The sequence below is a fragment of the Pedobacter sp. PF22-3 genome, assembly GCF_026239555.1.
Lineage (GTDB): Bacteria > Bacteroidota > Bacteroidia > Sphingobacteriales > Sphingobacteriaceae > Pedobacter.
This window is the reverse complement of sequence record NZ_JAPIVP010000001.1, coordinates 213,660-226,313: the sequence shown is the minus strand read 5'-3', so window position 1 is coordinate 226,313 and position 12,654 is coordinate 213,660. Positions and strand designations below refer to the sequence as shown.

The 12,654-nt window shown below is 36.5% G+C and carries 11 protein-coding genes; 3 read left to right on the top strand and 8 right to left on the bottom strand.

Annotation, left to right across the window (positions count from 1 at the left end):
• Nucleotides 1-10: 10 nt before the first annotated feature.
• Nucleotides 11-496 (bottom strand): DUF4442 domain-containing protein, encoded by a 486-nt coding sequence (locus OQX63_RS00985; RefSeq protein ID WP_265849026.1) that lies wholly within the window; start codon nt 494-496, stop codon nt 11-13.
• Between the two features lie 347 nt (nt 497-843).
• Between OQX63_RS00985 and OQX63_RS00980 the strand changes: the two genes are divergently transcribed.
• The 3 genes from OQX63_RS00980 (at nt 844) to hemF (ending at nt 3,412) form a co-directional block, all read left to right on the top strand.
• On the top strand, nt 844-1,053 hold the full coding sequence (locus OQX63_RS00980; protein WP_265849025.1) for a coproporphyrinogen III oxidase: 210 nt from the start codon (nt 844-846) through the stop codon (nt 1,051-1,053).
• A 102-nt stretch (nt 1,054-1,155) separates the two neighbouring features.
• A complete protein-coding gene (locus tag OQX63_RS00975) occupies nt 1,156-2,388 on the top strand; it encodes an MFS transporter (RefSeq protein WP_265849024.1) in 1,233 nt (410 codons plus the stop codon).
• Nucleotides 2,389-2,497: 109 nt separating this feature from the next.
• A complete protein-coding gene (hemF, locus tag OQX63_RS00970; RefSeq protein WP_322974191.1) occupies nt 2,498-3,412 on the top strand; it encodes an oxygen-dependent coproporphyrinogen oxidase in 915 nt (304 codons plus the stop codon).
• A gap of 145 nt (nt 3,413-3,557) precedes the next feature.
• Here the strand turns inward: hemF and OQX63_RS00965 are convergent, their stop codons facing one another.
• The 7 genes from OQX63_RS00965 to gyrA form a co-directional block, all read right to left on the bottom strand.
• Nucleotides 3,558-4,256, bottom strand: coding sequence for an endonuclease V (locus tag OQX63_RS00965; protein ID WP_265849023.1), 699 nt, complete (start codon nt 4,254-4,256; stop codon nt 3,558-3,560).
• 437 nt (nt 4,257-4,693) lie between these two features.
• Complete coding sequence (locus OQX63_RS00960; RefSeq protein WP_265849022.1) at nt 4,694-5,131, bottom strand: hypothetical protein; 438 nt, start codon at nt 5,129-5,131, stop codon at nt 4,694-4,696.
• Nucleotides 5,132-5,270: 139 nt separating this feature from the next.
• Nucleotides 5,271-6,125, bottom strand: coding sequence for an alpha/beta hydrolase family protein (locus OQX63_RS00955; protein WP_265849021.1), 855 nt, complete (start codon nt 6,123-6,125; stop codon nt 5,271-5,273).
• Nucleotides 6,126-6,304: 179 nt separating this feature from the next.
• Nucleotides 6,305-7,318, bottom strand: coding sequence for an AraC family transcriptional regulator (locus tag OQX63_RS00950; RefSeq protein ID WP_265849020.1), 1,014 nt, complete (start codon nt 7,316-7,318; stop codon nt 6,305-6,307).
• 128 nt (nt 7,319-7,446) lie between these two features.
• Nucleotides 7,447-8,592: a tetratricopeptide repeat protein gene (locus OQX63_RS00945; protein ID WP_265849019.1), complete on the bottom strand. Its 1,146-nt coding sequence runs from the start codon at nt 8,590-8,592 to the stop codon at nt 7,447-7,449.
• A 97-nt stretch (nt 8,593-8,689) separates the two neighbouring features.
• Nucleotides 8,690-9,778 carry a tetratricopeptide repeat protein gene (locus tag OQX63_RS00940; RefSeq protein WP_265849018.1) on the bottom strand — a complete coding sequence of 363 codons (1,089 nt, stop codon included), beginning with the start codon at nt 9,776-9,778 and terminating at the stop codon, nt 8,690-8,692.
• Between the two features lie 26 nt (nt 9,779-9,804).
• Nucleotides 9,805-12,399, bottom strand: a complete 2,595-nt coding sequence (gene gyrA / locus OQX63_RS00935) for a DNA gyrase subunit A (RefSeq protein ID WP_265849017.1) — start codon at nt 12,397-12,399, stop codon at nt 9,805-9,807.
• Nucleotides 12,400-12,654 lie beyond the last annotated feature (255 nt).

Below are 12,654 nucleotides of genomic sequence, written 5' to 3'. Positions count from 1 at the left end.
AATCTAAAAATTAATAAGCAACCCTGGGTGTTTCGCCCTGATGCAGGTTTCGGATATATACTTCATTCATTACGGTTGCACACAATTCACCATTTTTGTTGGTTATTTCCATGGGATAGGCTTTTACAAACTTTCCAATAGTTTTTAAGGCATGTTCTGCTTCATTAAGCATATCATCTGTTACTGTTATGGTGAAGTATAAGGTAGAACGACCAGGTTTTAAATATTGTATAGAAGCACTCTTTAACCACACACGGACTTTAAAGCCGCGACGTTGCATCAACTGATCGAATAAGAGTGCATAAAATGGGTCAGTAGCCGCATAAATAGTGCCTCCAAAAATAGAACCATTGTAATTTTTATTCAGAAAACTTTTGCTCAGTTTAACCGTACAGCTTCTAAATTCATTTTCAAATCTCTGAACCCAAATGCGTTGAAAAAATAGGGGTGGGTAAAAACGCATTACCCATTTAAGGGTGTTCGGAGAAATAATCATATTTACTAATATCAGAAAGTTTTATCACCTTTTAAAGTTTTGCAGATGTTGTTTTGGTAAAATTTCTGTAATCTGCAAAATATGCTTGTTTAAAAGATGCCATTACTAAAGCTTAAGAATTTGGCCATTATTTGCTATTTAATGAAATTAACTGATTTTTAGCAAAATAATAGGGTGAAATATATTTACATCACCGTTAGTGCAATAAAACCTGTTCAAAATGGTGCTGTTATGCGTTGTGAACATTTAATAACTAGTAAATATTAATGAAAAATATTCTTTTTCAAGAAAAAATTAAAACCAAATGATTGTAATGTTGTTTTGGATGAAAGATAACATTAAAAACTATGAAAAAAATAATCTTAAGTCTTGCTTTTGCAGGTTCTCTTATGATAGCCACATCAGCATGCAATTCGTCAAAAAATATGGCTGGCTCTTCAGACAGCACTAAAACGGATTCGACAACTACGGCACCAATGGATACAACAGCTAAGAAAATGCCAGACACGACAACAAAAATGCCAACTGACACAACAAAAAAGAATCCTCCTATGTAGGATCTTAAAAGCCACCCTAACGCAGGGTGGCTTTTATTTTTAGAAATCTATTTTAAATATTTGTGTTATTGCGTACTTTCAGCGTCTAAACCAAATAATTAAATGGATCATCAAGTAAAAACCAACAGCCGTAATGTAATTTTCTTAGTAATTGTAGCCGCTCTGGGCTATTTCGTTGATATTTACGATCTTGTTTTGTTTTCTGTAGTACGGGTAAAAAGTTTTACCGACATTGGTGTTTCTGCAGCGCATATGCGTACCGAAGGGGAGTACGTCATCAATATGCAGATGTTCGGCTTGTTGCTTGGAGGTCTACTCTGGGGCATTATCGGCGATAAGTTCGGCAGGATCAAAGTATTATTCGGATCAATTTTAATGTATTCGCTGGCGAATTTAGCAAATGGTTTTGCCACTGATGTACATACTTATGCCATGATCAGGTTTGTAGCGGGTATTGGTTTAGCGGGCGAATTAGGTGCGGGGATTACGCTTGTTACCGAAACCATGGATAAAGAAAAACGTGGCTATGGTACTATGGTGGTAGCTGGCATTGGTTTATTGGGCGCAGCGGCAGCCGCTACAATTGGTAAACATTTTACCTGGCAAACTTCATATTTCGTAGGTGGTGGCATGGGCTTACTTTTATTGCTTTTGCGTGTAGGTACTTTCGAATCGGGTATGTTTAAACACGCCGAGCAGGATAAAGCGGTTTCAAAAGGGAATTTTTTTATGCTTTTTTCCGACCGCAAAAGATTCTTAAAATACCTGGCCTGTATCTGCCTTGGGCTTCCTCTATGGTTTATTGTGGGTATTTTAGTTACCCAATCGCCAGAAATAGGTAAAGCATTAGGCGCTAAGGATGTATTAAATGCTGGCACTGGTATCATGTATACTTATTTTGGTATTGCCATTGGCGATGTGGTATGCGGGGTTTTGGCACAAGTTTTAAGATCGCGTAAGAAAACAGTGCTTATTTTTCAAAGTTTATCTGTAATTACGGTACTTGTTTATTTAAACAGTACAGGTTTAACCGAAAGTAATTTCATTCTGATCTGCCTGTTTATGGGCTTTGCGGTTGGTTATTGGGCAACATTTGTAACCATTGCTGCCGAACAGTTTGGAACAAATATCCGTTCTACGGTTACCACTACAGCGCCCAACTTTGTACGCGGTGCTTTAATTCCGATTACTTTTATTTTTGAATTTTTTGTGCATCGTTATAACATCGTTTCTGCCGGTTTTATCGTGATGGGGATTGTAACCATAATTGCCATGATCTCTGTTGCTTATTTAAAAGAAAGCTTTAATAAAGACCTTAATTACCTCGAACATTAGTTGTATCACTCTGTTCTAAGTACTCAAGAATCCTGACTAAAAACAATGTCAATAAAATGTACTATCTAAACATAAATCAATATAGCTGCTTTAATACCTTTAGATTTGTATGGAAATAGAAAAAATCATCATGTTCAAAGAAGAAGTAGCAGCAAGGTATAAGCAAATACAGGATGAAATTTGCAGGGGATTGGAAATTGCCGATGGCAAAGGGAAGTTTGAAGAAGAGCTTTGGGAGCGAAATGGCGGGGGAGGTGGACGTACCCGGATTATGCAAAATGGGGAAATTATCGAAAAAGGAGGCGTAAATTTTTCTGCTGTACATGGTAAGTTGCCAGAAGCGGTTAAAAAAGCCTTTAATGTAACAGAAGATGATTTTTTTGCTACTGGTGTTTCAATCGTGATCCATCCAAATCATCCCTTGGTACCGATTATCCATATGAACATCCGTTATTTTGAACTCAATGAAGAAACGCGTTGGTTTGGCGGTGGTATCGATTTAACGCCGCATTATGTTTTCGAAAATGATGCCCGTTTCTTTCACCACAAGTTAAAGCAGGCTTGTGATGATTTCAGTTCAGAATTTTATCCGAAGTTTAAAACACACGCTGATGATTATTTCTTTATTAAACACCGTGAAGAAACCCGTGGTATTGGCGGTATTTTTTACGATCGTTTAAAACCTGAGAACACCAATCTTTCTTGGGAGCAGGTTCTGGATTTCTCTGTTCATATTGGTGAAACATTTTTACCGATTTATACGGAATTAATCGACCGTAACCGGGATAAAGAATTTACCGAAGCACATAAAGAATGGCAATATCAACGCCGTAGCCGTTACGTAGAATTTAATTTGGTGTACGATTCCGGAACAAAATTTGGATTAGAAACCAATGGCCGGATCGAGTCTATCTTAATGAGTTTACCACCACAGGCTAACTGGGGCTATAATTTGCAGCCAGCCATAGATTCAGAAGAATATAAAACCCTGCAATTGCTTAAAAAAGGGATTAAATGGATTTAAGTTGATTGTGCCGTCACCCTGACCTGTAGCGCAGCGGAAAGCTGCGCAGTAAGCCGAGCCTTAAGCGAGCTCACCGAAGGTAATTTATTTCAGGGTCTTTATTGCAGGAAGGTGCTGAAACAAGTTCAGCATAACGAATATGAATTTAAAACAAGGTCAAGGGTGCTAATACCTCATGGAAACCAGCCTTTAATTTTCCAGTTCTAAAATCATTTACAACGTTGTGCGCCATTCGGGTTGGTTCAGGGATCCGGTAATTTCCCGCACAATTTTTCATAATGGCCAGGCTCTGATGATTCGTAATTAAATGACCAACAGATACAAACACAGGCGCACAATTGATTTTTGTGCGTAAAGCAAAACCAAGGGTTTCCCCATGACTATTGATTTCTGAAGTACTTAACTTCTTGTTTTCTGGTACATGATTTTCTCCATATAACAGGCTTTTGGCACAGCCAATGGTGGCTTGGTTGGCCAAAATTCCAAAATGCGAAGCTACACCCATTCGTCTCGGGTGCAAAATTCCATTACCATCCAGTACCACAACATCAGGTTTACGCCCAATCAATTCCCAAACTTTTAATAACGCAGGTACTTCTTTAAAACCTAAAAAACCTGGCTTATATGGAAAATTAGTTTCATAAGTTGCTAAAGCGAAAGATTTCACGACCATACCGGGATAAGTGAGCATTACAATTCCGGCATACATGGTTGAACTGTCCTTATTAAAAGAGATGTCAGCGCCCGCAATGGTCTCCATTTTATGGAGCGGCTGAAACTTTAACTGTTTGGCGAGTTCAATCTGGTAAGCAGTAGCTTCTTCGAAACTGTAATGGTCGTACATGTTTTTAGTACAAGTGAGGATTGTAAATTGTTTTGTTAACCAATTGCAATATTTAGATATTCGATTTACAGCGGTCTGCGTTTGCAGCCTTCAGATGATGGCCTTAAAAATGCACAAGGTGAGCTCTTCGTTAAATATTCCCAAAAATTCAAAACCGTTCTGCAAGAGCATTTTGATAAAGGATTTAAAATAGCTGCAGCGAAGATAAATTTTATAGTGTACTGGAAAGACGAGGATAAGCAAAAGGAATCAAAGATTGTGTTGCCATCTTTGTTGCTAAAAAAAGAATGATATTTTTTCTAACTTAATGGTTAGAAAAAATATCATTGTTTTACTGAAAATATTATCTGCGCAATATTAATCTATTTGTTAAAAAACGAATAATTTATGTAAATAGTCCTAATTTATTAAGGACTATTTACTTTAATCAGAAAAAATTATTCCTCCCAGGCGATAGGAACATAAATCGTTACATAGCCATCAGCGCCTATCATCTCTGGAGATAAGGTTACGGTAATAGATCCATAACCCGTCCAGTTTCCCTGACCTCTTTCTGCGCTAAACTCATAGGTTCCTGCAGGTAAACCGTTAATTATACCAGGTAATTGATAAGGTAAAAATGTTCCGAACGAAGATGGCCCATTTTCAACATAATAATCATCACCGCTTTCCTGATTGTAAATGGTAAAACCGGGTGATTCTGTAGATACTGAAGTGGTTACACTGCCATCAAGATTCCTGTAACCCAAACGAACATTGTAAGTAGTTACTTTAGCTTTGGTGCTGCTAACTGGTTTTGGTACTTCTGGTGTAGCATATGTTGTTAAGGATACAACACATAATACAAGCATGCAAATTGAAATGATCTTTTTCATAATAAATGGTTTTAGTATAACATAAAGATCCTAAAATATTTTTGGTAATCTGTTAAATCAGGATTATAAAAGTATTAATTAAAATATTTTAAAGTAGATTTAATACTAAATATTGAATGGTATATGAGCAGACAAATTTTCAATTCAAGTTCTCATTTAAAAAGTCAAGTATATCTATTGGAAGCTCTTCATGGAATTTTTCTCTGTCAAATCCTGTTGGATCAGTTGAAGGAAGAAAATTTACATTTTTCATTGTAGCTGGAAACGGACTCAAAAATGAAAAGTGCCCTGCATTTTCGATCTCTTTGAATGTTAATTTTGATTTGTCTGATATACAGTTTATCACAATCTCACCGTTCCATTTCGGTGTAACTGGATCATGTTCAGCAGTAAGCATAAGAATTGGAATTGCCACTCTGTTCAATGAGTTCATAAACCAGCCCACACCAGGTGCAAGTAATACTATAGCTTTAACTCTTGGATCTGATGCAACTTCAACCACAAGCCCTTCCTTTGTTCGAGGAATTCCGCCTGCCAATGCCAGAGCAGTATAACCACCCATTGAATGCCCTATAACCCCGATTTTGTTTTGCAAGATATTTCTGCTAAACGATTTGTCGGAGAGTAGAAAATCAATTGTCAAACTTACGTGCCTGGGACGATTTATAAGATTTTCGGTTGTGTTCTCTAAAGTATTGTTATTACGGTTATTGCCATAATGTTCGAGCATTGCAACGATGTAGCCATTCTTTGCTAAATGTGTGCTTATTGTCCTGTATAAAAGATGTGAGCCTCCATTACCGTGTGAAATAATTACAAGTGGAAATTGTTTTTCTATAATTTCTGCATCAGGACTCACATTCATTATGTAAGGTCCAAATGCGATGGGCCTAGATTCTTCATTAGTCGGGTAATGTAATAAAACAGGGAAGGAAATGTTTTTCATTTCATCTCTAATGATCAATTGCTTGCTGCCTACAAAAAAATCAGTCATTTTTTAAATATTAGGTTTTATTTTTTCTGTTTAATGGACATACTTTTGACATTAAGATCGAAGTATTGTGATCATGTTTGAGCATTAAAAGGCATTAAATTGGCCTGGTAATAAAAGTTCAATAACATTATTAATGCTGGTTTGTATACGAAAACTAACGCTAGTAGCTAAATATGATATTATCCGATTTGAATATGAAAATCTACAATACATTTTTTCTCAGGATGTTCATTAAAGTTGTTGTGATAGATCTCAAAAGGCTTTTTATCCACGCTTTTATATCCGTTTTCGTTCATCCATAAAAACAGTCCCGTCCATGATTGCTCAAATTCATTCAGGCCAATTTCAAAACTACCTACAATAAATTTTCCTTTTTGAATTGAAGTTAGTCCGATTTCGGCATTTACATCAACTGGTTTATTAAGCAAAATCGAAGCACTCATTCTTACTTTGTTGGCTTCTGTAACTTTAAAACTGTCGTGGTAAATCCTAACAATTTTAGTTTGCATATTCATCAAACCTTGAGGCGTAGCCCATTTAATTAATTTTTGATAAGCAGATTCAAGGTTTTGTATTCCAATACTTGATACATAAGCCAAATTCATATTTGGCATTTCTTTAATTTCAATTTTTGCGTTCATTTTTATCCATCTTTTGAGATCATTAATGATGCAAATGTATTTTTCGTAGTTGGGATACTCTTGTCCGTTCTTGCTTTCAAGTTGACAAATCTTGCTATGTCTATTTGGATTTTGCAGTTTAAATTTTGTTGGACTTGTTCCGAAATACTTTTTAAAAGCTCTTGAAAAGGAAGAATTATCATTAAACCCGTATCTGTGTGCTATTTCAGACATTGTTAAGTTTTTATGCAACACGGCTAAAGCTGATTGCTCTATTTTCTGCCTGTTTACATATTCATTCAATGTTTCACCCGTAATAAATTTGAAAATCCTATGAAAGTGGAAAGGAGAGAAAAAAGCAATTTCTGAAATTTTATTTAATGACAAATCAGCATCCAGGTTTTCGTCAATAAATTCAAACACTCGGTTAATTCTATTAAGATAATCAGCTTGTATTTCTTTATCTGTGATGATCATTTTCTTAAATTTATTATCGTGTATGCAAATGGCTGTTATATCGGATAAATTTATCACGATTGGTCTTATTAGCAGATCACAATTTTTTTCGGACACTATAAGTTAATCACCACTAAAAATATAAATAATCAGATAGAAATACTAAATTTATATTTTGTCTCATAATTAATATTATGTTAAGTTTAAGATTTCATTACTATCCCATTTTCTTAAATTTCAATCAATTATAATTCCTGAAGTTTTCGATTTAGCTCCTGAACTTTGTCGGTAGCTTTCTTTCTCGTATAGATATCAATCAGTAACTGAACAGTTCTTTTATCGTTCGGATTAATCTCATTGGCACGCTGCAAAGCAAATTGCGCATGGTTAATTAATCCATTATATTTAGCCGCTTTATCTGCTTCATTTTTACTCAGAGTTTCGTTAGCTGTATTGATATACGCTAAGCTCAGTTGATATAGCGCGTCAAAATAATTCTGATCGGTAGATAATGCTTTATCGTAAGCTAAAATTGCTGTGGCATCATTTCCGCCAACCTGTTGCAGGTATCCATAAAGAAAATACAGTAATTTATTTCCTTTTTCTACTTTTAAATTGCTTTCAATTAGTCCCTGTGCTTTACTGAAATTCTCGGTATCAAGTAACAGATTGATATAATCGTTGGTTAAAAAACGGTTAAATGGATTAAGCGCCAGTCCGTCTTCCAGTGTTTTTATCGCAGTTTCACTTTCCGATTTAACCACATACATTTGCGCCATTTTTTGAAAAACAGATGGATTTTTAATTCCGTTTTCTTTAGCGCGCTTAAAATAAGTTAAAGCGTCATCATAAGCCTGAATATTTAAGGCGCAAATGGCAGTATTTAAGGCTAAAGTTGTATCTGCCGGGAAATTATCGCCAACTTCCTTTAAATCTGCAAATGCTTCTTTAAAGTCATTGTTAAAGAATGCTTCGTTGCCTTTTTCTTGCTTTTTGATGAGAATATTGTGGTTGGAAGCCTTAATTAATCCCGAATTGTCATCATAGCGGTCAAGTGACTTCGCTTTGGCAACAGCATCAATTGCATTATCATAATACTTATTCGCATTATTAGGATCGGTATCGATTAAGGTGGCGAACGACATCAGATAAGACTTTATTGACCAGGTTTCGGCCCAGTTTTTAGTTTTATTATCTTTTTCCGCAGCTTCAATTGCCTTTAAACCTTCATTTATAATGTTTAATTGCTTTTTCTCATCTTCTTTATTGGCAATAGATGCCTGTAACTTGCCTACGGCATTCCGGGCAATTAAGATCTGGCTTTTTTGGGCTACAGCATTAAAAGAGACGAAAATTAAGGCGATTAATGATATTTTAAAGCAATTTTGCATGGGCTAATAATGTGATAAAACCGTAATAAACCATAAAAATAAACATAAAAAAAAGAGCCCCGAAATTTCGGGGCTCTTTTTTTAGATCGTATCAGAATTATTGTTTAGGCAATGCGTCTAAACGTTTCTTGATATCTTCGTAATTTTTAGTATCGTTTCTAAAAGCATAGATCGTTTTCAACGTTTCTAAGGCTCCTTGGTTTTTAGCATCAACTTCTAAAGCTTTTTTATAAAAAGGAAGCGATTTATCTAACAAAGCATTCATTTTACCAGTTACTTCATTAAATTCTTTCACTTTTTTAGGGTCGATTTTATTTCTGTCAGCCTGTAATTTTAAAGCCTGACTGAAATAGATATTACCTAATAAAACCTGGTAGCTAGGATTGTTTGGCTCTTTTGTGGCCAACGCTGTTAACATCTGCTCTGATTTTGCTGCATCACCCCTATCAATATAAATCTGTGTTTCAGTTTTGATCCAGTCTGTATTTTCAGGGAATTTTGCACTTGCTTCTTTAATTACCGCTAAAGCCGCAGTTGTATCTTTTTGCTTGCTTAAAGTAGCATTTATGATCTCAGAATATAAATCTTTAGACTGTGGTGAATTTAAAGAGATTACTTTTTTAAATTGAGTAATCATACCTGGATAATCTTCGATATTCCTAGCCGCAATACCCGCATTTAAATACATTGCAGTATCTTGTGGGTTAATTACTGTTGCAGCCACAAATTTTTCATAAGCTGTTTTGTAATCCTTTTTGTTATAGGCAATTACACCACCATTCCTTACTGCGTTGCTAACATTTGTTTCAGCTAAACTAATATTATCTTTTTCACTTCCCTTAGTATCTAATTTCTTTGCTTCTACAATTGCATCCTGAGCAATTTTTAAATTTGCATCAGCATTTGCAGTACTTGTTGAATCTAAAATTGCTGCAGATGAAGCAAATAATGCACGGTAAGACCAAGCTTCAGGCATTACCTTAGATTTTTCATCAGCAATAGCTTTATCAGTATGGGCTATGCCTTTTGCTAAAGCTTCAAGTTTCTTTGCTAATGGAGTTGTTGCACTAGAATTGGTTAGCTGGAACATGTTCCAATCATTTTTCGCGGCATTAACTTCACTTTTCTGAGCAAATGCAGCGCTTACCGCACCTGCTAAAACTATACTTAGAAATACTCTTTTCATAATTTTTATTCTAATCTTATTTTTAGTTAATTTTCTTCTTCCGTTTCGTTATCTGATTCGCCCTCTTCTTCCTCAGTATCATCAGCTTCTGCTGTAGTATCCGCTTCCAGTTCTTCGCCGTCTGTAACTACAACATCAGTTAAATCAACTGTTTCTTCTTCGTCTTCCTCGTGATCGATTTTAGTTACCGAAGCAATCTCATCATCACCTTTTAGCGAGATTAAACGAACCCCTTGTGTGGCACGGCCCATTACCCTTAGCGCAGACACAGGAATTCTGATTACAATGCCTGAACGGTTAATGATCATCAAATCTTCGCTATCAGTAACGTCTTTTATAGAAACTAATTGTCCGGTTTTTTCAGTAACGTTAATTGTTTTTACCCCTTTACCACCACGGTTGGTTACACGGTAATCTTCAATATCGGTACGTTTACCGTATCCTTTTTCTGATACTACTAACACCGTAACTTCAGGATTGTTTACAGCAATCATGCCAACAACTTCATCCTGATCGTGCGCAAGCCTTACACCACGTACACCGGTAGCAGTTCTACCCATCGGACGAACGGTACTTTCGTTGAAACGGATAGCCCTGCCTGAGCGCAATGCCATAACAATTTCACTTTGTCCGTTAGTTAAACAAGCTTCTAACAAGATATCGCCTTCGTTAATGTTAATGGCATTGATACCATTTACACGTGGACGTGAATATGCTTCAAGAGAAGTTTTCTTAATGGTACCTTTTTTAGTACACATAATGATGAAGTTGTTCTCTAAATATTCCTGGTCTTTAAGGTTTTTAACTTTAATATAAGCCTTAATTTTCTCTTCTTTCGGGATGTTGATGATATTCTGTATTGCCCTTCCTTTACTGGTTCGCGAGCCTTCCGGAATTTCGTACACCCTTAACCAGAAACATCTTCCGGCTTCGGTAAAGAATAACATATAATTGTGGTTGGTGGCTACCAGCATGTGCTCAATAAAATCTTCATTTCTTGAGGTACTGCCTTTAGAACCTTTACCACCCCTGCCCTGCGCTTTAAATTCGCTTGCCGGCGTACGCTTAACGTAACCCTCATGAGAGATGGTGATCACAACTTCTTCATCGTCGATGAAATCTTCCATACTCATGTCTTCAGCTGAATGAACGATTGTAGTTCTGCGTTCATCACCAAATTTCTGCTTCACTTCTTCCAGTTCATCCTTGATAATCTTCATCCGCAAACCTTCATCTGCTAAAATAGATTTCAAGTATTCGATGGTTTTCATTAATTCGGCATATTCTTCTTTAATCTTATCACGCTCCAGTCCGGTTAAACGACGCAATGTCATATCCAGGATGGCACGTGCCTGAAGGTCGCTCAGACCGAATTTCTCCATTAAGCCTAAACGGGCTTCCTCTGGCGTTTCAGATGCACGGATCAATTTAATTACTTCATCTAAATGATCTAAAGCAATTAAATAACCTTCTAAAATGTGAGCACGTTTTTCAGCCTCGGCCAATTCGTATCTGGTACGGCGAACAATTACATCATGGCGGTGATCCACAAAGTGTACAATCAAATCTTTAAGATTCAACATCTGCGGACGACCTTTTACCAGTGCAATGTTATTTACACTGAATGAGGTTTGTAAGGCTGTATATTTATATAGGTTATTTAAAACGATAGAAGCATTGGCATCGCGTTTGATCTCGTACACGATACGGATACCATCTTTGTTCGATTCGTCTTTAATGTTCGATATACCTTCCAGTTTTTTCTCGCCAACCAATTCAGCAGTACGCTCAATCATCTGGGCTTTGTTTACCTGGTACGGAATTTCGGTAACAATAATTACTTCACGGTCTTTAATGCTTTCGATTTCTGCTTTTGCACGCATTACAATACGTCCGCGACCGGTTTCAAATGCTTCTTTTACACCCGTATAGCCGTAAATAATACCACCTGTAGGGAAATCAGGAGCCTTTACAAACTTCATTAATTCCTCAATGGTGATGTCTCTGTTGTCAATATAGTTAACCACGCCATCAATTACTTCCGTTAAGTTGTGTGGCGCCATGTTAGTGGCCATACCTACCGCAATACCAGAAGAACCGTTAACTAAAAGGTTAGGTATTTTTGCAGGTAAAACCGTTGGCTCCTGCTCTGTATCATCAAAGTTTAATTGAAAATCTACCGTATCTTTATTGATATCTGCAACCATTTCTTCGGCAAGTTTGCTAAAACGTGCCTCGGTATAACGCATTGCGGCCGGCGAATCACCATCGATGTGGCCAAAGTTACCCTGACCATCTACCATTGGATAACGTAAACTCCAATCCTGAGCCATACGAACCATGGTAAAATATACCGATGCATCACCGTGTGGGTGATACTTACCTAAAACCTCACCCACAATACGGGCAGATTTTTTATAAGGTTTTCCGCTGGTTACACCTAAACCCAACATGCCGTAGAGCACACGGCGGTGTACTGGTTTCAATCCATCGCGTACATCAGGCAAAGCCCTTGATACGATTACCGACATTGAATAATCAATGTAGGCCGATTTCATCTGCTCTTCTATGTTAATTTGAATGATTTTGTCGTTCTGCTGATTTTCTAAATCTTCTGCCATAAATTATTATTCTCGCTACTTAAAACGATATTAAAAAAGGGTATTACTATAACCTTGCGAATTTAGCAAAATTTAGCCGGATTAAGGCATTGTGGAAAATTTTTGACCTTTGTTATAGGTTTTTTAGTCCCGATGTAATTTTAAGTTACTGAAGGCTAGTTTAAGAGTTTTTGATTTAGACCTGTTTAGGTTTTGAAAACTGCGAGGTTCGTCAGATTGGGTTGATATTTTTTTGGAAATGTAGGGTACCATGTA

Bases quoted from the DNA above. Each gene is read 5' to 3' on its own strand.
- OQX63_RS00985 (WP_265849026.1), bottom strand. From the start codon at position 496: ATGATTATTTCTCCGAACACCCTTAAATGGGTAATGCGTTTTTACCCA.
- OQX63_RS00980 (WP_265849025.1), top strand. From the start codon at position 844: ATGAAAAAAATAATCTTAAGTCTTGCTTTTGCAGGTTCTCTTATGATA.
- OQX63_RS00975 (WP_265849024.1), top strand. From the start codon at position 1,156: ATGGATCATCAAGTAAAAACCAACAGCCGTAATGTAATTTTCTTAGTA.
- hemF (WP_322974191.1), top strand. From the start codon at position 2,498: ATGGAAATAGAAAAAATCATCATGTTCAAAGAAGAAGTAGCAGCAAGG.
- OQX63_RS00965 (WP_265849023.1), bottom strand. From the start codon at position 4,256: ATGTACGACCATTACAGTTTCGAAGAAGCTACTGCTTACCAGATTGAA.
- OQX63_RS00960 (WP_265849022.1), bottom strand. From the start codon at position 5,131: ATGAAAAAGATCATTTCAATTTGCATGCTTGTATTATGTGTTGTATCC.
- OQX63_RS00955 (WP_265849021.1), bottom strand. From the start codon at position 6,125: ATGACTGATTTTTTTGTAGGCAGCAAGCAATTGATCATTAGAGATGAA.
- OQX63_RS00945 (WP_265849019.1), bottom strand. From the start codon at position 8,592: ATGCAAAATTGCTTTAAAATATCATTAATCGCCTTAATTTTCGTCTCT.
- OQX63_RS00940 (WP_265849018.1), bottom strand. From the start codon at position 9,778: ATGAAAAGAGTATTTCTAAGTATAGTTTTAGCAGGTGCGGTAAGCGCT.
- gyrA (WP_265849017.1), bottom strand. From the start codon at position 12,399: ATGGCAGAAGATTTAGAAAATCAGCAGAACGACAAAATCATTCAAATT.